Below are 21,628 nucleotides of genomic sequence, written 5' to 3'. Positions count from 1 at the left end.
TTCAAGCAGTTTTCGGGATGAGGCGCTCAAACAGCGCCTCCACAGTATTAAAGCGCTCTTCCGGGCGCTCCATCGGCACCTGGAACTTGAACATAGTGGCGCCTTCGAATTTGTAGCGTTTTGGCTGGCTCTGGATCAGTTTGATCAGGGTCATCGGGTCGACCGGCGTCTGCGCCGCGAACTCGATACGGCCACCTTGCGGGCCGCCATCGACTTTCTTGATGCCCAGCTGCTCGGCCTGCAACTTCAGCGCCGTGATGCGCACTAGATTCTTGGTCGGCTCCGGCAGCAGACCGAAGCGGTCGATCATCTCCACTTGCAGATCCTTCAGGCCTTCCTCGTCGGTGGCCGAAGCGATGCGCTTGTAAAGGATCAGGCGTGCATGCACGTCCGGCAGGTAATCTTCCGGAATCAGCGCCGGCACCCGCAGGTTGACCTCCGGGCCGCCGCCGAGCGGTTGATCGAGGTTCGGCTGTTCGCCCTTGCGGATCGACTTCACCGCGCGCTCGAGCATTTCCATGTACAGCGTGAAGCCGACCGCCTGAATCTGCCCGCTCTGGCCGTCGCCCAGCAGTTCGCCGGCGCCACGGATTTCCAGGTCGTTGGTGGCCAGCACGAAGCCAGCGCCCAGATCCTGAGTATTGGCAATCGCCTCCAGGCGTTTTTCCGCATCGCCGGTGATTTGCTGGCGCGGCGGGGTCAGCAGGTAAGCGTAAGCCTGGTGGTGACTACGGCCAACGCGACCGCGCAACTGGTGCAACTGCGCCAGACCGAACTTGTCGGCGCGCTCGATGATGATGGTGTTGGCGCTCGGCACGTCGATGCCGGTCTCGATGATGGTCGAGGCGATCAGCACGTTGAAGCGCTTGTGGTAGAAGTCGCTCATCACCTGTTCGAGTTCGCGTTCGCGCATCTGCCCGTGGCCGATGCCGATCCGCGCTTCCGGCACCAGTTCGGCCAGGTCGGCGGCGCACTTCTCGATAGTCTTCACGTCGTTGTGCAGGTAATAGACCTGACCGCCGCGCAGCAGCTCACGCAGCAAGGCTTCTTTGACCGTGCTCTTGTTCTGCTCCATGACGAAGGTGCGCACCGACAGGCGTCGTGCCGGCGGCGTGGCGATGATCGACAGGTCGCGCATGCCCGACACCGCCATGTTCAGCGTGCGCGGAATCGGCGTGGCGGTCAGCGTAAGAATGTCGACTTCGCTGCGCAGGGCCTTGAGCTGTTCCTTCTGACGGACACCGAAGCGGTGTTCTTCGTCGATGATCACCAGCCCGAGGTTTTTGATCTTGACGTCGTCCTGCAGCAACTTGTGCGTGCCGATGACGATGTCGATATTGCCTTCGGCCAGTTCGGCCACCGCAGCGTTCACTTCCTTGGCCGACTTGAAACGGCTCATCACTTCCACGGTCACTGGCCAGTCGGCGAAGCGGTCGCGGAAGCTGTTGTAGTGCTGCTGGGCGAGCAGGGTGGTCGGCACCAGGATCGCCACTTGCTTGCCACCGTGCACCGCGATGAACGCGGCACGCATGGCCACTTCGGTCTTGCCGAAACCCACGTCGCCGCAGACCAGGCGATCCATCGGTTTCGGCGCGAGCATGTCTTCGCGCACGGCTTCGATGGTGGATTGCTGGTCCGGAGTTTCTTCGAACGGGAAGCCGGCGCTGAAGGTCGCGTAATCGGCCTTCGGATCGGCAAACGCATAACCTTCGCGGGCAGCGCGACGGGCGTAGATGTCGAGCAATTCGGCAGCCACGTCGCGCACTTGCTCGGCGGCCTTGCGCTTGGCTTTTTGCCAGGTCTCGGAGCCGAGGCGGTGCAACGGGGCCAGTGCATCGTCGCTGCCGGTGTAGCGAGCGATCAAATGCAGGTTGGCCACCGGCACGTAGAGCTTGGAATTCTCGGCGTATTCGAGGGTCAGGAACTCAGCGGCCTGATTATCGATTTCCAGAATCGTCAGGCCGAGATAGCGACCGACGCCGTGGTCGATGTGCACCACCGGCGCGCCTTCACGCAGTTCGGTGAGGTTCTTGATCACCGCATCGTTGTTGGCGTCGGCGCGTTTTTCGCGGCGGCGACGCTGCATCACGCGCTGGCCGAACAGCGGACTTTCCGCGACCAGTGCCAGCGCCGGGTCGTCCAGCATCAGGCCTTCGTCGAGCGGGGCGATGGTGATCGCCAGGCGATCCTTGCTCGCGACGAAATCCGGCCAGCTGTCGACGGTTTTCGGCCGCAGCTTCAGGCGATCCAGCAACTCCAGCAGCACTTCGCGACGACCGGCGGATTCGGCGGTGAACAGCACGCGTCCCGGGAACTCGTCGAGAAATGCCGAGAGCGCGGCCAGCGGCTGGGTGGCCTTGGCTTCGATCGCCAGGTTCGGCAGCGCCTGCGCCGGGAAGCGTTCGCGGCCGGCACCGGTTTCCACGTCCTGCTGACTGGCGACCACGCGCGGCCAGTTCTTCAGGCGGGCAAAGCAGTCTTCCACCGGCAGGAACAGTTCGGCCGGCGGCAATAAAGGACGCGATGGATCGACGCGGCGCTCTTCATAACGATTGCGCACGTCATTCCAGAAGTTTTCTGCCGCCTGCTCGATGCCCGGCAGCGAAAACACTTGGGTGTCCTGAGGCAGGTAATCGAACAGGGTCGAGGTTTCTTCGAAGAACAGCGGCAGGTAGTACTCGATACCGGCCGGCGTGATGCCGCTGCTCAGGTCCTGAAAGATCGGGCAGCGACGGAAGTCGACGTCGAAACGCTCGCGAAAACGCGCCTTGAAGCGGGTGACCGCGTCTTTCTGCAGCGGGAACTCCTTGGCCGGCAGCAGCTTGACCGAATCGACCTTGTCGATGGAGCGCTGGTTTTCCGGATCGAAGGTGCGCAGGGTTTCGATTTCATCGTCGAACAGGTCGATGCGATAAGGCAGTTTGCTGCCCATCGGGAACAGGTCGATCAACGCGCCACGCACCGTGAACTCGCCGTGCTCGTAGACCGTGTCGACGTAGCGATAGCCACTGGCTTCGAGCCGCGAGCGCATTTGCTCGACATCGAGTTTCTGCCCGACATCCAGCACCAGGCTGCTGCCGAGCAGGAATTTGGTCGGCGCCAGACGGTGCAGGGCGGTGGTGATCGGCACCACCAGCACGCCATGCTCCAGCTCCGGCAGTCTATAAAGGCTGGCGATGCGCTGGGAGATGATGTCCTGGTGCGGCGAAAACAGATCGTAGGGCAGGGTTTCCCAGTCGGGGAAATGCAGCACCGGCAAATCCGGGGCGAAGAAGCTCAGCTCCTGCTCCAGCCGTTCGGCACTCTGGCTGTCGGCGGTCAAAAGCAGCGTGAAGCGCTTGGCAGCGCTGGCAGCCTCGGCAATCGCCAGGCTCAGGGCGGCACCGGGGAGGTTGCCCCAGTGCTGTTTACCTGCCGCGGCAGGGAGAAGCGGTAGACGCAGAACAGGCACGGAAGGTTGAGCTCCAGGCGTTGCGACAAAGTCGGTAATTGTAGCGGCGTCCGGTGCCGCCTGTCAGTTGCAGGATGCGTCTATCTGCGCTGTTTGGGAAAAATGTAGTGGTAACCATAAAAACCAGCGCTTTTTTTACGGTTATGTAGTGCCAAATGTCGGTGGTGTTACGGAGGGTTACAGACATCGTCTAACAGTCGTCGAAAAAATGGCTGCGCTGGAAGCCCCGGTTTTACTGGGCTGGCGGGGAGCGTTATTTTTTTGGACGGTTTTTTGTTACCGATTGCGCGACAAGCGCGCATTGCTACAAGAGGTTCTCGGCGGCATAATGTAGCCCCTTTTTTCTGCCCCTACATGTGGAAGGTTACCGTGACTCAGAAGCCCGACCAGTGTCTTGGTGAATGGATCGACCGTGAAGCACTCGCAGAAGCGATGATTCCGCTTATCGGTCAGCTCTACCGCAACAACAACGTGGTGAGCTCGATCTATGGCCGCAGCCTGATCAACCAGTCTGTCATCGCGATTCTCAAAGCTCACCGCTTTGCTCGCCACCGTTCTGCCGACGACAGCGAACTCTCCGTCCACGAAACATTCCCGCTGCTCAAGGCCATGAGCGAGCTCAAGCTCGGCGCGGCCTCGGTAGATCTGGGCAAGCTGGCGTACAAATTCCGCAACGAAGGCAACGGCCGCACCGCCGAGCAGTTCGTTCGCGAAGAAATGGCTGACGTGGTTGGCCAGCAAAACGCTTCGGCACGCAAAGGCACCGACGTTGTGCTGTACGGCTTCGGTCGTATCGGCCGTCTGCTGGCGCGCATCCTGATCGAGAAAACCGGTGGCGGCGACGGCCTGCGTCTGCGTGCCATCGTGGTGCGCAAGGGCGCCGAAAACGACCTGACCAAACGCGCCAGCCTGCTGCGTCGCGATTCGGTACACGGTTCGTTCAACGGCACCATCACCATCGACGAAGAAAACAACACCATCACCGCCAACGGCAACCTGATCCAGGTTATCTACGCGAAGAACCCTACCGAAGTGGACTACACCCAGTACGGCATCAAAGATGCGCTGCTGGTGGACAACACCGGTGTATGGCGTGATGCCGATGGCCTGGGCCAGCACTTGCAGTGCCCGGGTATCGACCGCGTTGTTCTGACCGCGCCTGGCAAGGGCAAGCTGAAGAACATCGTTCACGGTATCAACCACAACGAAATCACTGCTGACGACAAGATCGTGTCCGCCGCTTCCTGCACCACCAACGCCATCGTGCCGGTGCTGAAAGCCGTGAATGACAAGTTCGGCATCATCAACGGTCACGTCGAAACCGTTCACTCGTACACCAACGACCAGAACCTGATCGACAACTTCCACAAGGGCGATCGCCGTGGCCGTAGCGCCGCGCTGAACATGGTGATCACCGAGACCGGTGCTGCCACCGCTGCTGCCAAGGCCCTGCCTGAGCTGGCCGGCAAGCTGACCGGCAACGCGATCCGTGTTCCGACGCCGAACGTGTCGATGGCCATTCTCAACCTGAACCTTGAGAAAGCCGCCTCCCGTGAAGAGATGAACGAGTACCTGCGCTACATGGCGCTGCACTCCGATCTGCACAAGCAAATCGACTTCGTCAACTCGCAGGAAGTGGTTTCGACCGACTTCGTGGGCTCGCGCCACGCCGGTGTGGTCGACGCTGAAGCGACCATCGTTCAGGACAATCGCGTTGTTCTGTACGTCTGGTACGACAACGAGTTCGGTTACAGCTGCCAGGTGATCCGTGTGATGGAAGACATGGCCGGTGTAAACCCGCCAGCGTTCCCGCGCTAAGCCTTAGCTGCAAATGAAAACGCCCCGACTTAGGTCGGGGCGTTTTTGTTTGTGCGCAATTTGCCTTAGCGGGGGATGGCGGCTTGCGCGGTGCGCAGTTCGTGCCTGTTGCCACGGAACAGCACCAGCGTGGCGATCAGGCCCAACACGGCTGCGCCGCTGAGCCAGATCCCCGGCGCTGCTTTGTTGTCCAGCACGTGAATCAGGTAAGTGCAGGCGGCTGGTGTGAATCCACCGAAGGTCGCAGTCGCCAGGCTGTAGGCCAACGAGAAACCGGTCGTACGAACTTCCACCGGCATGATCTCGGTAAGCGCCACCACCATCGCCCCGTTGTACGAGCCGTACAGGAACGACAGCCACAACTCGACGATCAGCAAGTGACTGAAGCTCGGATTCGCCACCAGCCACGACAACGCCGGATAAGCGGTCAGGATCGCCAGAATCGTCGCCGCCAACAGTAGGGGTTTACGTCCAACCTTGTCGGACACCGCGCCCATCACCGGCAGCCAGAAGAAGTTCGACAGGCCGATGCATACCGTCACCAGCAACGCATCGAAGTCTGACAGGTGCAATTCCGCCTTGCCGAACGTCGGTGTGTAAGCGGTGATCAGGTAGAACGACACGGTGGTCATCACCACCAGCGCCATGCCGGCGATGACGATGCCAAAGTTCTGACCGATCGAACGGACGATTTCCTGCAGGGTAGGGCGATGTTTGCGCGCCTGGAACTCCGGGGTTTCCTCCAGCGAACGGCGGATGACAAAAATCACCGGGACGATCATGCAGCCGATCAGGAACGGCACGCGCCAGCCCCATTCGCCCATCTGTTCCGGACTCAGCCAGTGGTTGAGGCCGACACCGAGCAGCCCGGCGAACACTACTGCCGCCTGCTGGCTGGCGGACTGCCAGCTGACGAAGAAGCCCTTGCGGCCCGGCGTGGCGATTTCCGCCAGGTACACCGACACACCGCCCAGTTCCACGCCGGCCGAGAAGCCTTGCAGCAATCGGCCGAACAGCACGATCAGCGGCGCGGCGACCCCAAGGGTGGCGTAGCCCGGCACGCAGGCAATCAGCACGGTGCCGGCCGCCATCAGGGCCAGCGTGATGATCAGGCCCTGGCGCCGGCCGTGACGGTCGATGTAGGCGCCGAGAAAAATCGCCCCCAACGGGCGCATCAGGAAGCCTGCGCCGAACGTGGCCAGGGCGAGCATCAGGGAAGCGAAGGCGCTGTCGGTGGGAAAGAAGGTCTTGGCAATGGCCGTGGCGTAGAAGCCGTAGACCATGAAGTCGAACATCTCGAGAAAGTTGCCGCTGACAACGCGAAAAATCGCCTTGCCGTTGCCGGTCGTGGAGGACATGGGTAGGTACTCACTCTAAATCTTGTAAGAAAGCGTTGCGCTCGTAGCCCATAATGGCCGGCGCGGTTTTGCGGGGAGATGAAGAATTGTTAACTGGACGGTGGTTGATTCTCGTGCTGCTGACCGGGGTTTTGTCCGGCTGCGGCAGCGGCGATTCGCTCGAGACTTTCGGTGGCCCGACGATGGGCAGCACCTATTCGATCAAGTACGTGCGCCATGCCAATCTGCCTGCCCCGCAGGAGGTGCGTGCCGAAGTGGAAAAAATCCTCGCGGCCGTCGACCGGCAGGTGTCGACTTACCGCGCAGACTCCGACATCTCGCGCTTCAATGCATTGCCGGCTGATCGCTGTCAGGTCATGCCCGCGCCGGTCCTTGAATTGATCCGCGTGGGCGAGCAGCTGTCGCAACAAAGCGAAGGCTCCTACGACCTCACGGTAGAACCGCTGATGAACTTATGGGGTTTCGGCCCGCAGGGTCGTGAAGAAAAAGTCCCGGATGCGGCGGCGCTGGCCGAAGTGCGGCAGAGAGTCGGTCATCAACACCTGCGGATCGACGGCGACCGGTTGTGCAAGGATGCGGCGGTCGAGGTGGATTTCAACAGCATCGCCGCCGGTTACGCTGTCGATACCATTGCCGCGCGGCTCGAGGCCCTGGGCATTCATGATTACCTTGCCGAAGCCACCGGCGAGCTCAAGGCCTCCGGCGAGAAACCAGATGGTTCGCCGTGGCGTATCGCTCTGGAAGAGCCGCGCGACGATCAGCAGGTGGCAGAGCGCGTCATTAATATCGATGGCTATGGCCTGTCCACGTCCGGCGACTACCGCAACTATTTTCAGCAGGATGGCCGGCGCTATTCCCACACCTTCGATGCCCGGACCGGTGCGCCGGTCCTACACGACCTGGCGTCGGTCACGGTGATTCATCCTTCAGCGCTGATGGCCGATGGACTATCGACGCTGTTGCTGATTCTCGGGCCTGAAAGGGCCTGGGACTATGCCGAAACACACGACATTGGTGCATTCTTTGTGATTCGTGCCGATACAGGTTTCGTCACACGCACCAGTCACGCTTTCGAACGGCTCAGTGGCGCAAAAGTTGACTGAGAACAGTACGAAAGCTGGCGTTGTAGTGCAGGCAAAAGTAGCCTACGACGCGACCAAGGGTTAATGTGCGCGGCGTTGACGCTTCTATAGACTGTGTCCGGGTTTTCTACTGGCCCCCAATTGTTCCTTCGCGCCGTCGTTCGGCGTGATTTAGCCGCCGGTGCTGCTGGCACCGCGGCCTGTTCTGAGGAGTACGCATGGCTGTCTACAACTACGACGTGGTGGTGCTGGGTTCCGGCCCGGCGGGAGAAGGCGCGGCAATGAACGCCGCCAAAGCAGGGCGCAAGGTGGCGATGGTCGACAGCCGTCGTCAGGTCGGCGGCAACTGCACCCACCTGGGCACCATCCCGTCCAAGGCCCTGCGTCACTCGGTGCGGCAGATCATGCAGTTCAACACCAACCCGATGTTCCGTGCGATCGGCGAGCCGCGCTGGTTCTCCTTCCCGGACGTGTTGAAAAGCGCCGAGAAAGTCATTTCCAAACAAGTCGCTTCGCGTACCGGCTATTACGCCCGTAACCGCGTCGACGTGTTCTTCGGCACCGGCAGCTTCGCCGACGAGCAAACCATCGAAGTGGTCTGCGCCAACGGCGTGGTCGAGAAACTGGTGGCCAAGCACATCATCATCGCCACCGGTTCGCGTCCTTATCGCCCGGCGGACATCGATTTCCACCACCCGCGTATCTACGATAGCGACACCATCCTCAGCCTCGGCCACACCCCGCGCAAACTGATCGTTTACGGCGCCGGCGTGATCGGCTGTGAGTACGCTTCGATCTTCAGCGGTCTGGGCGTGCTGGTCGAGCTGGTGGACAACCGCGGTCAGTTGCTGAGCTTCCTCGACTCGGAAATCTCCCAGGCGTTGAGCTACCACTTCAGCAACAACAACATCACCGTGCGTCACAACGAAGAGTATGACCGCGTCGAAGGCGTGGACAACGGCGTGATCCTGCACCTGAAGTCCGGCAAGAAGATCAAGGCCGACGCCTTGCTCTGGTGCAACGGCCGTACCGGTAACACCGACCAGTTGGGTCTGGAAAACATCGGGGTCAAGGTCAACAGCCGTGGCCAGATCGAAGTCGACGAGAACTACCGCACCTGCGTGCAGAACATCTACGGCGCCGGTGACGTGATCGGCTGGCCGAGCCTGGCCAGTGCCGCCCACGACCAGGGCCGTTCGGCCGCTGGCAGCATCGTCGACAATGGTAGCTGGCGTTTCGTGAATGACGTGCCGACCGGCATCTACACCATTCCGGAGATCAGCTCGATCGGCAAGAACGAGCAGGAACTGACCCAGGCCAAGGTGCCGTACGAAGTGGGCAAGGCGTTCTTCAAGAGCATGGCGCGTGCACAGATCGCCGGCGAGCCGCAAGGCATGCTGAAGATCCTGTTCCACCGTGAAACCCTGGAAGTGCTGGGCGTTCACTGCTTCGGTTATCAGGCGTCGGAGATCGTGCACATCGGTCAGGCGATCATGAACCAGCCGGGCGAACTGAACACTCTGAAGTACTTCGTCAACACGACGTTCAACTACCCGACCATGGCCGAAGCCTATCGGGTAGCGGCGTACGACGGCCTCAACCGGCTTTTTTGACGGGCTCCGGCCGGTGGCCTGAGCCGGCCGGGGAGACCGATTTCAGCAATTCCCGAGGGTGGCAGTGGCCAAACCGGGAAAGTCTGTAATCAGGCTGTCAACGCCGAAGTCGGCGAGTCTGCGCATCAGCGCAGGCTCGTTGACGGTCCACACCGACACATGCAGCCCCTGACGCTGCGCCTTTTGCAGGCGTTCCGGCGTACACAGCGTCCAGTTCAACGCCAGAATCTCGCAACCGTAGCTTTGCGCGACCTTCAACGGGTCGAGCCAGGCGTATTCGGCCACCAGGCCGCGTGACACGTCGGGCACCAGATCCAGCGCAGCCTTCAATACTTCCCGCGAACTCGAGGTGATCGTCACCTTGTCGAGCAGCCCGTGCCTGACCGCCATTTCACGGATGGCCAGCACGGTGGTCGCGGCGCGGGTGCGCGAAGCGCTTTTGACTTCAAGCTGCCAGTGCTCGAAATCGCACTTTTCGAACAGCTCTTCAAGCGTCGGAATCGGGCAGGGCTTGATCCAGCCCGGGCCGCCCTTGCGCGCGTCGTAGGTCACCAGATCGGCGGCGGTGTGCTCGACCACCTTGCCGCGCCGGTCGGTGGTGCGCTTGAGGGTCGGGTCGTGGATGACCATCAGCTCGCCGTCCTTGGACAGGTGCAGGTCCAGCTCGCAACGGCGCACGCCGTGCTTGAGACATTCCTGAAAACTGCTCAGGGTGTTTTCCGGTGCTTCGCCCTTGGCGCCGCGGTGGCCGTAGATAAGGGTCACGGTTCTTCCTTAATTTAAATGCCTGATTCGTTCTGTTCGCGGGCCAGACGTCGTTCCTGGGCCTGCTTCTGCAAGATATAGCGGGCGAGCAACTGGCGCTGGGCGTCGGTCAGGTGTTCGAACTCGGTGCCGACGTCGTAGCCGTCGCCCTTGCGGTCGCAATGGGTGACGCGGGCGCGCAGCAACAGGCCAAGCGCCTGGGGCATCAGCACCAGTTTCACCGACAGGTGGGCGCCGGTGGCGATCGGCGTCGGGTGCTGAAAGTCGATGCCGCCCTCGGAGATGATCACCGGTTGCGGCTCGCCGATATGGCCGAGCACGGTCAGGGCGACCACCTGGCTGAGCAGGTCGATGCGTTTGTTCTGGGATTTCAGGAACGCCGAAATGGCGCGGTCGCGTTCGCTGATCTGGCGCAGCAGGTGCTGCGACTCGAATTCGCTCAGGTGCAATTCGCTGAGCAGGTTGAACAGTGGAGAAGCATCCTGCAACACTTCCTGGCCTGCGGCTTCGGGAGCGGACAGGGGCCGAATTTCCAGTGCGATCGTGTCCTCGATACGGTAGTATTCGCGGCGATCTTCTTCATCTAATGTCGACATGGCGAACCCATGGTAGCGGCGGTGGTCTGAGTGTAAAGCTGGTTATCGACCCCCGCCACAAGGACGTTCCTTTTCCCTCCGAACAAGCCCCGACATGTTCAGACCTCTCTTCGTATTTATCGGCACGCGTTATACCCGTGCAAAGCGTCGCAATCATTTTGTGTCATTCATTTCCCTGACTTCGATGATCGGGCTCGCCCTTGGCGTGGTCGTGATGATCGTGGTGTTGTCGGTGATGAACGGCTTCGATCATGAGATGCGCACCCGCGTGCTGGGCATGGTGCCCCACGCGACCATCGAGTCCGGTGAAGCCATCAACGACTGGCCGAGCCTGGCCGCCAAGGTCAAGCAGAACCCGCAGGTGGCGGCCGTTGCGCCGTTTACCCAGATGCAGGGGTTGCTGACCAACAACGGCCAGGTGTCCAAGGTGTTGCTCAATGCCATCGATCCGGCGCTGGAACGCAACGTCTCGATCATCGACAACTTCATGAAGCAGGGCAAACTCGACGATCTGACGCCGGGCAGCTTCGGCATCGTGATCGGCGACAAGGCCGCGACCAAACTCGGTGTGGGCCTCGGTGACAAGGTCACCTTCGTCGCGCCGGAGGTCAGCGTGACCCCGGCCGGGATGTTCCCGCGCATGAAACGCTTCACCGTGGTCGGCATCTTCCATGTCGGCGCCGGTGAACTCGACGGTTACCTGGGCGTCACCAACCTGCAGGATCTGGCGAAGATGCACCGCTGGAAACCTGATCAGGTGCAGGGCCTGCGCCTGAAGTTCGACGATCTGTTCCAGGCGCCGCGTGAAGCATGGAACATCGCCCAGCGCCTCGGCGAAGACCGTTACTACGCCCGCGACTGGACCCGTACCCACGGCAATCTGTATCAGGCCATCCGCATGGAAAAAGCCATGATCGGCCTGCTGTTGCTGCTGATCGTCGCGGTCGCTGCGTTCAACATCATTTCCACGCTGGTGATGGTGGTGAACGACAAGAAGGGCGACATCGCCATTCTGCGCACACTGGGCGCCACACCGGGCACGATCATGCGCACGTTCATGGTGCAGGGCACGGTGATCGGCGTGGTCGGCACGGCCATCGGCGCCGTGGTCGGGATCTTCGCCGCGCTCAACGTCAGCGCCGCGATTTCGGCCCTCGAAGGCGTGATCGGACACAAATTCCTCAACGCCGACGTGTATTTCATCGATTACCTGCCGTCGCAGGTGCAGAGCCAGGACGTGGTCATGGTCTGCGCCGCTGCGTTGGTCCTGAGTTTCCTCGCCACCCTGTATCCAGCCTGGCGTGCCGCGCGCACCCAGCCGGCGGAGGCGCTACGTTATGAGTGAGTCGGGCATGAGTGAAAAAGCAATCTTGAGCTGCCGCAACCTGGGAAAATCCTACGAGGAAGGCCCGGAGTCGGTGGAAGTGCTGGCCAACCTGCAGCTGGAACTGCATCCAGGCGAGCGGGTGGCGATCGTCGGCAAGTCCGGTTCGGGCAAAAGTACCTTGCTCAATCTGCTGGGCGGTCTCGACACGCCGACCAAGGGCGGTGTCTGGCTCGACGGTGAAGAACTGTCGGCGCTGAGCGAGAAGAAGCGTGGCCTGCTGCGTAACCGCGCCCTCGGGTTCGTGTACCAGTTCCACCACTTGCTGCCGGAATTCACCGCGCTGGAAAACGTCTGCATGCCGCTGCTGATCGGCAAGACCGCGATCCCGGAAGCCCGTCAGCGTGCCACGGCGTTGCTGGAGCGAGTGGGTTTGGGCCATCGCCTGGAACACAAACCGGCAGAACTGTCCGGTGGCGAACGCCAGCGTGTGGCTATCGCCCGTGCGCTGGTGAACAATCCGGGGCTGGTGATGCTCGACGAGCCGACCGGCAACCTCGACTCCCATACCGCCGAAGGCATTCAGGATCTGATGCTGGAACTCAGCACTTCGATGCGCACGGCGTTTCTGGTGGTGACTCACGACATGAACCTGGCTCGCCAGATGGACCGCGTCCTGCAATTGCAGGAAGGTTGCCTGACCCCCATCTGACGGCTTGAAACCCGGTGCCTGAAAAGGCATCGGGTCTTTTATTTTTATACGGTGCCCCAGCGAATGTTCAGACCGTTATCGATCTTTATCGGCACGCGCTATACCCGCGCCAAGCGCCGCAATCGCTTTGTTTCGTTCATTTCGATGACCTCGATGATCGGTCTCGCCCTCGGCGTGCTGGCGATGATCGTGGTGTTGTCGGTGATGAACGGCTTCCAGCGCGAAATGAGCTCGCGCATCCTCGGCATGGTGCCTCACGCGACCATCGTTGGCGTCAAGCCGATCGACGACTGGCAGCCAGTGGCCGCCGCCGCGATGAAGAACCCGGAAGTGACGGCTGCCGTGCCGTTCACCGAGATGGAAGGCATGCTGTCCTACAAGGGCATGATGCAGCCGATCCAGATCAGCGGCGTCGATCCGGCTCAGGAAGGCAAGGTGTCGATCGTTGCCCAGCACATTGTTCAGGGCCGTCTCGATGCCTTGAAACCGGGTGAGTTCGGCGTAGTGCTGGGTGAAATCACCGCCCGGCGTTTCCGCCTCAATGTCGGCGACAAGATCACCCTGATCGTGCCGGAAGTCAGCACCGCACCGGGCGGCATCACCCCGCGCATGCAGCGGCTGAACGTGGTCGGCGTGTTCAAGGTCGGTGCCGAACTCGACGGTTCCATGGGCCTGATCCACGTCTCCGACGCCGCGACCATGCAGCACTGGGAACCGAATCAGGTGCAGAGCGTGCGTCTGGCGGTGAAGGATCTGTACGCCGCACCGAAGGTTTCGTCGGACATTGCCACCGGCCTCGGCGCCGATTTCAAGGCTGACGACTGGACTCACACCCAAGGCAGCCTGTTCAGCGCGATGAAGATGGAAAAAACCATGATCGGCCTGTTGCTGCTGATGATCGTCGCGGTGGCGGCGTTCAATATCATCGCGACCCTGATCATGGTGGTGAACGACAAGGGCGCGGACATCGCAATCCTGCGCACCATCGGCGCCACACCACGACAGATCATGGCGATCTTCATGGTGCAGGGCACGGTGATCGGCATCGTCGGTACCATCATCGGTGGCGTACTGGGCGTGATTGCCGCGCTGAACGTCAGTGAGATGGTGGGCTGGGTCGAGCGCGTGACCGGGCAGCACATCTTCAGTTCGGATGTGTACTTCGTCAGCAACCTGCCATCGGAGTTGCAGGGCGGCGACGTGCTGCTGATCTGCTCGGCGGGCTTCATCCTCAGCTTCCTGGCCACGGTTTACCCGGCGTGGCGGGCGGCGAAGATCGAACCGGCGCACGCGTTGCGCTATTCGTAAGTTCCCCCATTGAGGCCGGCACTGCCGGCCTCAATCGTTTTTCGGCAACTCAATCACAAACCGCGTCCAGCCCTGAGCCGATTCGCAATGAATCTGCCCGCCATGGGCCCGGATGATCGACTGAGTAATCGCCAGCCCCAATCCCGCATGCTCGCTGCTGCCTTCCTGTCGCGCCGGGTCCGCCCGGTAGAAGCGGTCGAACAAACGCGGCAACAACTCGGCAGAAATCCCCTCGCCACTGTTCTCCACCGTCACCCTCAAGGATTTCGCCTGCTCGGCCACCCGCACGCGCACTTCGCCGTTAGCAGGGGTAAAGCGCAACGCGTTATCCAGCAGGTTCGACAGCGCCCGGCGCAACATCGCGCGATCACCCGCAAACCGCCCCGCACCGTCACGGCTGAGGCTGACCTGAGCGTCTTCGGCCAGCGGCGCAAAAAACTCCAGCAACGCATCGGCTTCTTCCGCCAGCTCCAGCGGTTCACGCTTGGGCACCAGCAAACCATGGTCGGCCTTGGCCAGATAAAGCATGTCGTTCACCAGTTGCGCCATCCATTGCAGCTCTTCAAGGTTGCTGTGCAGTGCCTCGCGATAGTCTTCGAGGGGGCGAGGGCGGGTCAGGGTGACCTGGGTGTGGGTTAGCAGGTTCGACAATGGGGTGCGCAGTTCATGGGCGATGTCGGCAGAGAACGCTGACAGTCGCTGAAAAGAGTCATCGAGGCGTCCGAGCATGGCGTTGAAGCTGTGGGCCAATTCCGCGAGTTCTGCGGGCATCCGGGCTTCCGGCAGTCGGGCATTCAGCGATTGCGCCGAAATCCCTCGAGCTACGGCACTCATTCGTCGTAGCGGGCGTAAACCGCTGCGAGCAGCCCACGCGCCGAGCAGCGCAGTAGCCAGCGCTGAAAGGCCGACGGTCAGCCAGATCAGATGCTGCATGCGTTGCAGGAAGTGCTGGTGGTGGGTGATGTCCAGCAGCAAGGTCAATTGCGGGGAACCAGGTTTTTCCGGTTCAAGTGCGGCGTTGAGCAGGCGATAGTCGGTGCCGTTGTCGTTGATGGTGGCCAGACCGGGTTGCTGCGGCAGGTTTGCCGGGGCGTGCAATGAGCGGCCGAACCAGCGTTGCCCCTCAGAGCTGCTGATGCGCAGCGAGACATCGCCCTGCTGGCTCAACTCATCGGTGATGTGCGCGGCGTCGCTACCACTCAGCAGTGTCTGACGTACGCTGAGCAGTTTTCCTTCGAGCAGTTGCTGGTCGAGCTCGATGAAGTGACCTTCGCTGGCCCGATTGAAAACGACCCCGGCGACCAGCGAAACCACTGCGGTGCAGCCGGCGAACAACAGCGCGAGCCGACCGCTCAAGGACAGTCGGCGCATCAGTCGGCACGCTCTTCAAGGACGTAACCCATGCCGCGCACCGTGTGAATCAGCTTGTGGGGGAAGTCGTCATCGATCTTCAGGCGCAGTCGACGAATCGCCACTTCGATCACATTGGTGTCGCTGTCGAAGTTCATGTCCCAGACCTGCGAGGCGATCAGCGATTTGGGCAAAACTTCGCCCTGGCGGCGCAGAAGCATCTCCAGCAGAGCGAACTCTTTGGCGGTGAGGTCGATCCGTTGACCGCTGCGTTCGACCCGGCGGCGGATCAGGTCCAGGCTCAGATCGGCCAGGCGCAGGCTGGTGTCCTGGGGCGTGGAGCTGCCGCGGCGCAACAGGCTGCGCACCCGCGCCAGCAATTCGGAGAAGGCGAACGGTTTGACCAGATAATCGTCGGCGCCCAGTTCGAGGCCGTGAACCCGGTCTTCAACGGTGTCCTTGGCGGTCAAAAACAGAATCGGCGTTTCCAGACCGGCGTTGCGCACCGCTTGCAGAATCTGCCAGCCATTGCGGCCGGGCAGCATTACGTCGAGGATCAGCAGTGCATAGTCGCCACTCAACGCCAATTGCTGGCCGGTGGTGCCGTCGGCCACCAGTTCGGTGTTGAAACCGGCCTCGGTCAGGCCCTGGCGCAGGTACTGGCCGGTTTTGGGTTGGTCTTCGACGATCAGCAGTTTCATGGGCGACTCGGGTTGCGGGAACGAGGACGTTATACCGTGGGCAAACGCGGTGAGCGCCAACCTGACAAAGTTGTAATCTGCCTGTCAGGTCGCTGCCAGCGCAGGCGGGCTAGAGTTTCCCACAGGCTGAACCTTGATTTGTTGGAGTACGACTATGTTTTTGCGTAACCGTCTGGCCCTTGCCGCGTGCCTGCTGGCGCTCGGTTCGCCGCTGTGGGCATCGCCGGCGCACACTTATGACTTCGGCCAGCCGGCCCCGGCGGCCAAGGCCACCCGCAGCATCGAAGTGGTGATGGGCGACATGAGCTTCGATCCGAAGGCGATCGAGATCAAGGCCGGTGAGACCGTTCGTTTTGTGCTGGTGAATAAAGGCCAATTGCTGCACGAATTCAACCTCGGCGACGCAGCGATGCATGCAAAACATCAGCAGGAAATGTTGCAGATGCAGCAAAGCGGCATGCTGACGCCGACCGGCGTGAAGGAAATGTCCCACGACATGGCGGGCATGGATCACGGCTCGATGGGGCATGGCATGAAGCATGACGACCCCAACAGCGTGCTGGTGGAACCGGGCAAGACCGCCGAGCTGACCTGGACCTTCAGCAAAGCGGTGAACCTGGAATTTGCCTGCAACATTCCCGGGCATTACCAGGCCGGAATGGTCGGCAAACTGACTGTCAGTCAGTAAGCACTCAAAGGCGGGAGCAAAGGCTGGTAGAATCCGCTGATTCTTCAGTCAGGTTTCCGCCATGCATCCCGCAGCCGAACATTCGCCGCTGGGCAAATCCAGCGAATACATCGCCACGTACACGCCGTCCCTGCTGTTCCCGATTCCGCGCACCACGAAATGGGCCGAGCTGGGCCTGACCGCCGAAACCCTGCCGTATAAAGGCGTGGATTTCTGGAACTGCTTCGAGCTGTCGTGGCTGCTGCCGTCGGGCAAACCGGTGGTGGCGATCGGTGAATTCAGCATTCCGGCGGACTCGCCGAACATCATCGAATCCAAGTCGTTCAAGCTGTACCTGAACTCGCTGAACCAGACGCCGTTTGCCGACATCGCAAGTCTCGAAGCGACGCTGGTCAAAGATCTGTCCGCTGCTGCCGGCAAACCAGTGGGCGTGCGGGTTCGCAGCCTGAAAGACGTCGAAGCTGAAGGCGTCGTGGCGTTGCCGGGCGTGTGCATCGACGATCTGGATATCAGCGTCAGCAACTACGAACATCCGCGTCCCGAACTGCTGCGCTGCGACGATTCGCGGGTGGTGGAGGAGAGCGTGCACAGCCATCTGCTCAAATCCAACTGCCCGGTGACCAGTCAGCCGGACTGGGGCAGTGTGGTGGTGGAGTACCGTGGCGCGGCGCTGGATCACGCCAGCCTGCTGGAATACATCGTCAGCTTCCGCCAGCACTCGGACTTCCACGAGCAGTGCGTGGAGCGGATCTTCCTCGACCTGCAGCGCCTGCTGAAACCGGAAAAACTCACGGTGTTCGCGCGTTACGTGCGCCGGGGCGGGCTGGACATCAACCCGTACCGCAGCACTGAAAGCGTGCAACTGCCGAACCACCGTCTGGTTCGTCAGTAACCCGCCTCGCGGACATGAAAAAGCCCTGCCAGTGATGGCAGGGCTTTTTTGCATTCGCGGGTTTCAGATGCCCATGCTGACCAGGGAATTCATGATGTTGCGCAACGTGCCGGCAATGGCGGGATGTTCGAGTTCGAAGCGATCAACTGCCAGATTCACTCCATCGGCAATGCTGGAGTCCTGTGTCTTCGTTTCCAGTTCAAGTTCCAGTTCAATCTGTTCCATCAGTGCATGTAGATCAGCGCGCTCGGCTTCGGTCAGCGGAGGATTTTGATCCAGTTGCTCGCGCAGGGCATTGAGCTGTTTTTGCAGTTCTTGAGCGGGCATGGTTGTTTCCTTTTATCGAGAGGCACTGGCATAGACCGCAGCCGTGCGCCAAAGGTCTATGGCTCTCCTTAAGACTAATCCACTCTGGGCCAACCTGCATGATCCCGGTCAGGGCTTTTCGCCTTTGAGACGACGCAGACTGATGTCCGCCAGACAAGTGTCGAGTTCGCCCAGATGATCGATCACCGAGTGCACACCCAGGCCGAACAGTTGCACCGTCGCCTTGCCGCGCAGCTGTTCGCGTTCCTTCTGGCTCAGGGCCTGCCATTCGCTCGGCGCCAGCCCGCACAGTGAGCCGCAGGACGCCAGGCCAATGGTCCAAAGCCCGGCATTGAGGCCCGATTGCAGCAGGCGCGGTTCGCCGCTGACCAGCACGCAACCGTCGAGACGATCGACATTCAGGCTCATCAACGCTTGCCAGCAGGCATTGGGCGCCGGCCACGGATTGATTGTTGCCGAATGTTGCGGCGATTTGATCCAGTCGGGCAGCGCCGATGAGAGGACTTGAGTGCATGCCGTGGACAGCTCATCGAGCCAGGCACAGGGAATTTGCTGGCGTTGCAGGCTGCGCAGGCTGTCGAGGGCACCGGGTGTGACGTCGGCGTGTTCCGGGCCGACGCTGGCGTGATGACGGGCGCGGGCGCCGAAGTCCACCAGACAGCCGCTGAGTCCGAACAGCACGGCGGTCAGCGTCGGTGCCGCGAGGGGCAAGGCTTCGGCTTGAGGCATGGAAAACGTCCCTGAAATAGCGATCAGGCTAGGCAACATCGGTGACAGTTGCATGACAGGCCAATGACGAAGCGTCCTACAGAGGGATTCACCGGGGAACTGCCTAAAGCAGCGTTTCCGTCTTATACTGACGCACTTATCGTCGCGGCCCAGGTGCTGCGTCCGTACTATCCAAGGAGTTTTCTATGCGCTGGAGCCATCCTCTTGCTCAGCTTTGTGTATGTGCCAGCGTGATGCTGGTGCCGTTCGCCGCTCAGGCCGCAACGGAAGAAGACCCTTGGGAAAGCGTCAACCGTCCGATCTTCGAGTTCAACGATTTCGTCGACACCTATGCGCTGAAGCCTCTGGCGCAGGGCTACGAATTTGTTACTCCGCAATTCCTGGAAGACGGCATCCACAACATGTTCCGCAACGTCGGTGATGTCACCAACCTGGCGAACAACATTCTTCAGGCCAAACCGGCCGCCGCTGGCGTCGACACCGCGCGCCTGATCTTCAACACCACGTTCGGCCTGCTCGGTTTCTTCGACGTCGGCACCAAAATGGGCCTGAACCGCAGCGACGAAGACTTCGGCCAGACCCTCGGCTACTGGGGCGTTGGCAGCGGTCCTTACGTGATGCTGCCGCTGATGGGCCCGAGCACCCTGCGCGACGCGCCGTCCAAGTACGTCGACAGCTTCACCGGCCCTTACCGCTACATCAACGATGTGCCGGTGCGTAACTCGATTTTCGGCCTGAACATCGTCGACACCCGCGCCAGCCTGCTGTCGAGCGAGAAGCTGATCAGCGGCGACAAGTACACCTTCATCCGCAACGCCTACCTGCAGAACCGCGAGTTCAAGGTCAAGGACGGGCAGGTCGAAGACGATTTCTGATTTCGATTGATCAGTACAAAAGGGCGACCGCGAGGTCGCCTTTTTTGTGGGCGCGACCAATGATTGGGTTACCGAAGAACCCGTTCTTATAACTGCGAGTGATTTGACAAACAAAGTCTCCAAGCGACCATCGGCGCATGCTTGAAACGCTCGAAGGATGGGAGTACCGTCTGCGCCTTAGAAGGGCACCTCTGGTGCAACCGTGTGCGGGGCAAACGCTCCGAAGCGGTGCAGCAGAGAGGCTAGAAAGCGAATCCAGTAGTCTGCGCCGGGCCGTTGCCCCGCCTGCTACGCCAACCTAATTCTGGCGCCGTTTGCCCACATGCCAAAAACCAGTGCCACGCTGCTGATAATCGATGATGACGAAGTAGTGCGCGCGAGCCTCGCGGCCTATTTGGAAGACAGTGGTTTCAGCGTCTTGCAGGCCAGTAACGGCCAGCAGGGTCTTCAGGTATTCGAGCAAGACACGCCCGACTTGGTCATCTGCGATCTGCGTATGCCGCAGATGGGCGGTCTCGAACTCATCCGTCAGGTCACTGAGCGGTCACCGCAGACACCGGTGATCGTGGTCTCGGGCGCTGGCGTGATGAACGACGCGGTCGAGGCCCTGCGCCTGGGCGCGGCGGATTACCTGATCAAGCCTCTCGAAGATCTGGCCGTGCTCGAGCACTCCGTGCGCCGGGCCCTGGATCGTGCGCGTCTGCTGCTGGAAAACCAGCGCTACCGCGAGAAACTGGAAAAGGCCAACCGCGAACTCGAAGCCAGCCTGAACCTGCTCCAGGAAGACCAGAACGCCGGTCGCCAGGTGCAGATGAACATGCTGCCGGAAAGTCCGTGGAGCATCGACGAATTCAGGTTTGCGCACCAGATCATCCCGTCGCTGTACCTGTCGGGTGATTTTGTCGACTACTTCCGGGTCGACGAGCGCCGGGTAGCGTTCTACCTGGCAGATGTTTCGGGTCACGGCGCTTCTTCAGCGTTCGTCACCGTGCTGCTGAAGTTCATGACCACGCGCCTGCTGTTCGAATCCAAGCGCAACGGCACGTTGCCGGAATTCAAGCCTTCGGAAGTCCTCGGTCATATCAACCGGGGGCTGATCAGTTGTAAGCTGGGTAAACACGTCACAATGGTCGGTGGAGTCATCGACGAGGAGACCGGTTTGTTGACCTATAGCATCGGCGGCCATCTGCCGTTGCCTGTGTTGTACACGCCTGACAGTGTTCGCTACCTCGAGGGGCGCGGTCTGCCCGTGGGGCTTTTCAACGAAGCCACCTACGAAGACCACGTGCTCGAGCTGCCACCGACGTTCAGCCTGACGCTGATGTCTGATGGCATTCTGGATCTTTTGCCAGAACCCACACTCAAAGAAAAAGAAGCCGCCTTGCCCGAACGGGTCAAGTCGGCGGGCGGCAGCCTGGATGGTCTGCGGCAGGTTTTTGGATTGGCCACGCTAGGGGAGATGCCGGATGATATCGCCCTGTTGGTGTTGAGCAGGAATCTTTAATGAGTACCGGTAGAATCCAGTTCGCCGAGCAGGACGGCACCTTCGTCCTGAAGTTCGTCGGTGAAGTTCGCCTGACCCTGTGTTCGGCGTTGGATGCGACTATTGAAAAAATCTTCACCGCGCTGAATTTCAACGCGATCGTGATCGATTTGACCGAAACCCGCAGCATTGACAGCACCACCCTGGGCCTGCTGGCCAAACTGTCGATCCTTTCGCGGCAGAAGGTCGGCCTGCTGCCGACCGTGGTCACCACCCACGAAGACATCACCCGTCTGCTGCAATCGATGGGTTTCGAGCAGGTGTTCAATATCGTCAACCATCCCGTGCCGTGCCCGGAATGCCTCGATGACCTGCCGGATCAGGATCAGTCGGAAGAGGTGGTGCGGATCAAGGTGCTCGAAGCGCACAAGATCCTCATGGGCCTGAACGATTCCAACCGCGAAGCGTTCCATGACCTGGTGAATGCCCTCGAACGGCACTGATCAGCCAGACCGCGAGGCACAAAAAAGGGCGAACCTGTGAGGGTTCGCCCTTT

The 21,628-nt window shown here is 60.9% G+C and carries 19 protein-coding genes; 11 read left to right on the top strand and 8 right to left on the bottom strand.

The features are described 5' to 3' along the window. Position 1: 1 nt before the first annotated feature. Positions 2 to 3,451, bottom strand: coding sequence for a transcription-repair coupling factor (gene mfd, locus ABTV87_RS19965; RefSeq protein ID WP_433898242.1), 3,450 nt, complete (start codon positions 3,449 to 3,451; stop codon positions 2 to 4). Positions 3,452 to 3,805: 354 nt separating this feature from the next. Here mfd and ABTV87_RS19960 point away from each other — a divergent pair, with 354 nt between their 5' ends. Then, positions 3,806 to 5,269: a glyceraldehyde-3-phosphate dehydrogenase gene (locus ABTV87_RS19960; protein WP_007953026.1), complete on the top strand. Its 1,464-nt coding sequence runs from the start codon at positions 3,806 to 3,808 to the stop codon at positions 5,267 to 5,269. 65 nt (positions 5,270 to 5,334) lie between these two features. On the opposite strand, the gene ABTV87_RS19955 is transcribed toward ABTV87_RS19960, so the two are convergent. After that, on the bottom strand, positions 5,335 to 6,627 hold the full coding sequence (locus ABTV87_RS19955; RefSeq protein WP_433898241.1) for an MFS transporter: 1,293 nt from the start codon (positions 6,625 to 6,627) through the stop codon (positions 5,335 to 5,337). 53 nt (positions 6,628 to 6,680) lie between these two features. Here ABTV87_RS19955 and ABTV87_RS19950 point away from each other — a divergent pair, with 53 nt between their 5' ends. Both ABTV87_RS19950 and sthA read left to right on the top strand, forming a co-directional pair. Further along, a complete protein-coding gene (locus ABTV87_RS19950) occupies positions 6,681 to 7,730 on the top strand; it encodes an FAD:protein FMN transferase (protein ID WP_433898240.1) in 1,050 nt (349 codons plus the stop codon). 197 nt (positions 7,731 to 7,927) lie between these two features. After that, entirely contained in the window at positions 7,928 to 9,322 is a 1,395-nt protein-coding gene (sthA, locus tag ABTV87_RS19945; RefSeq protein ID WP_007953019.1) for a Si-specific NAD(P)(+) transhydrogenase, read from the top strand. 42 nt (positions 9,323 to 9,364) lie between these two features. Here sthA and ABTV87_RS19940 read toward each other — a convergent pair whose 3' ends face one another. Together ABTV87_RS19940 and ABTV87_RS19935 are read right to left on the bottom strand one after the other, a co-directional pair. Beyond that, positions 9,365 to 10,087, bottom strand: a complete 723-nt coding sequence (locus tag ABTV87_RS19940) for a glycerophosphodiester phosphodiesterase (RefSeq protein ID WP_007953017.1) — start codon at positions 10,085 to 10,087, stop codon at positions 9,365 to 9,367. Between the two features lie 14 nt (positions 10,088 to 10,101). Continuing rightward, positions 10,102 to 10,683, bottom strand: a complete 582-nt coding sequence (locus ABTV87_RS19935) for a PilZ domain-containing protein (RefSeq protein WP_007953015.1) — start codon at positions 10,681 to 10,683, stop codon at positions 10,102 to 10,104. 94 nt (positions 10,684 to 10,777) lie between these two features. On the opposite strand from ABTV87_RS19935, the gene ABTV87_RS19930 reads away from it, so the two are divergent. From ABTV87_RS19930 to ABTV87_RS19920, 3 genes are all read left to right on the top strand, one after another. Further along, positions 10,778 to 12,028, top strand: coding sequence for a lipoprotein-releasing ABC transporter permease subunit (locus ABTV87_RS19930; protein WP_007953013.1), 1,251 nt, complete (start codon positions 10,778 to 10,780; stop codon positions 12,026 to 12,028). A 7-nt stretch (positions 12,029 to 12,035) separates the two neighbouring features. Further along, positions 12,036 to 12,719 (top strand): lipoprotein-releasing ABC transporter ATP-binding protein LolD, encoded by a 684-nt coding sequence (gene lolD, locus ABTV87_RS19925; RefSeq protein ID WP_162831788.1) that lies wholly within the window; start codon positions 12,036 to 12,038, stop codon positions 12,717 to 12,719. Positions 12,720 to 12,782: 63 nt separating this feature from the next. Continuing rightward, positions 12,783 to 14,027: a lipoprotein-releasing ABC transporter permease subunit gene (locus ABTV87_RS19920; RefSeq protein WP_064381083.1), complete on the top strand. Its 1,245-nt coding sequence runs from the start codon at positions 12,783 to 12,785 to the stop codon at positions 14,025 to 14,027. A 30-nt stretch (positions 14,028 to 14,057) separates the two neighbouring features. Here the strand turns inward: ABTV87_RS19920 and ABTV87_RS19915 are convergent, their stop codons facing one another. After that, positions 14,058 to 15,398 carry a heavy metal sensor histidine kinase gene (locus tag ABTV87_RS19915; protein ID WP_433898239.1) on the bottom strand — a complete coding sequence of 447 codons (1,341 nt, stop codon included), beginning with the start codon at positions 15,396 to 15,398 and terminating at the stop codon, positions 14,058 to 14,060. Beyond that, entirely contained in the window at positions 15,398 to 16,078 is a 681-nt protein-coding gene (locus tag ABTV87_RS19910) for a heavy metal response regulator transcription factor (protein WP_433898238.1), read from the bottom strand. The genes ABTV87_RS19915 and ABTV87_RS19910 overlap by 1 nt, the downstream gene beginning before the upstream one ends. A gap of 154 nt (positions 16,079 to 16,232) precedes the next feature. Here ABTV87_RS19910 and copI point away from each other — a divergent pair, with 154 nt between their 5' ends. After that, on the top strand, positions 16,233 to 16,766 hold the full coding sequence (gene copI, locus ABTV87_RS19905) for a copper-resistant cuproprotein CopI (protein ID WP_433898237.1): 534 nt from the start codon (positions 16,233 to 16,235) through the stop codon (positions 16,764 to 16,766). A 61-nt stretch (positions 16,767 to 16,827) separates the two neighbouring features. After that, a complete protein-coding gene (queF, locus tag ABTV87_RS19900) occupies positions 16,828 to 17,658 on the top strand; it encodes an NADPH-dependent 7-cyano-7-deazaguanine reductase QueF (RefSeq protein WP_433898236.1) in 831 nt (276 codons plus the stop codon). A 63-nt stretch (positions 17,659 to 17,721) separates the two neighbouring features. Here the strand turns inward: queF and ABTV87_RS19895 are convergent, their stop codons facing one another. Together ABTV87_RS19895 and ABTV87_RS19890 are read right to left on the bottom strand one after the other, a co-directional pair. Next, complete coding sequence (locus ABTV87_RS19895) at positions 17,722 to 17,985, bottom strand: DUF4404 family protein (protein ID WP_179694268.1); 264 nt, start codon at positions 17,983 to 17,985, stop codon at positions 17,722 to 17,724. 108 nt (positions 17,986 to 18,093) lie between these two features. Continuing rightward, the gene (locus ABTV87_RS19890; RefSeq protein WP_433898235.1) at positions 18,094 to 18,714 is read right to left on the bottom strand and encodes an HAD family phosphatase; all 621 of its coding nucleotides are present in this window, start codon (positions 18,712 to 18,714) and stop codon (positions 18,094 to 18,096) included. A gap of 185 nt (positions 18,715 to 18,899) precedes the next feature. Between ABTV87_RS19890 and ABTV87_RS19885 the strand changes: the two genes are divergently transcribed. The 3 genes from ABTV87_RS19885 to rssC all read left to right on the top strand — a co-directional run bounded on the left by ABTV87_RS19885 (position 18,900) and on the right by rssC (position 21,575). Next, positions 18,900 to 19,589: an MlaA family lipoprotein gene (locus ABTV87_RS19885; protein ID WP_085608221.1), complete on the top strand. Its 690-nt coding sequence runs from the start codon at positions 18,900 to 18,902 to the stop codon at positions 19,587 to 19,589. Between the two features lie 322 nt (positions 19,590 to 19,911). Beyond that, positions 19,912 to 21,093, top strand: coding sequence for a two-component system response regulator RssB (gene rssB / locus ABTV87_RS19880; RefSeq protein WP_273900299.1), 1,182 nt, complete (start codon positions 19,912 to 19,914; stop codon positions 21,091 to 21,093). Next, complete coding sequence (rssC, locus tag ABTV87_RS19875) at positions 21,093 to 21,575, top strand: anti-sigma factor antagonist RssC (RefSeq protein ID WP_003226553.1); 483 nt, start codon at positions 21,093 to 21,095, stop codon at positions 21,573 to 21,575. Before rssB ends, rssC begins: the two co-directional genes overlap by 1 nt. Positions 21,576 to 21,628 lie beyond the last annotated feature (53 nt).

Source organism: Pseudomonas sp. PSE1(2024) (assembly GCF_050990555.1).
Lineage (GTDB): Bacteria > Pseudomonadota > Gammaproteobacteria > Pseudomonadales > Pseudomonadaceae > Aquipseudomonas > Aquipseudomonas aphyarum.
The sequence above is the reverse complement of the archived record's forward strand: the minus strand, read 5'-3'. Positions and strand labels throughout refer to the sequence as shown.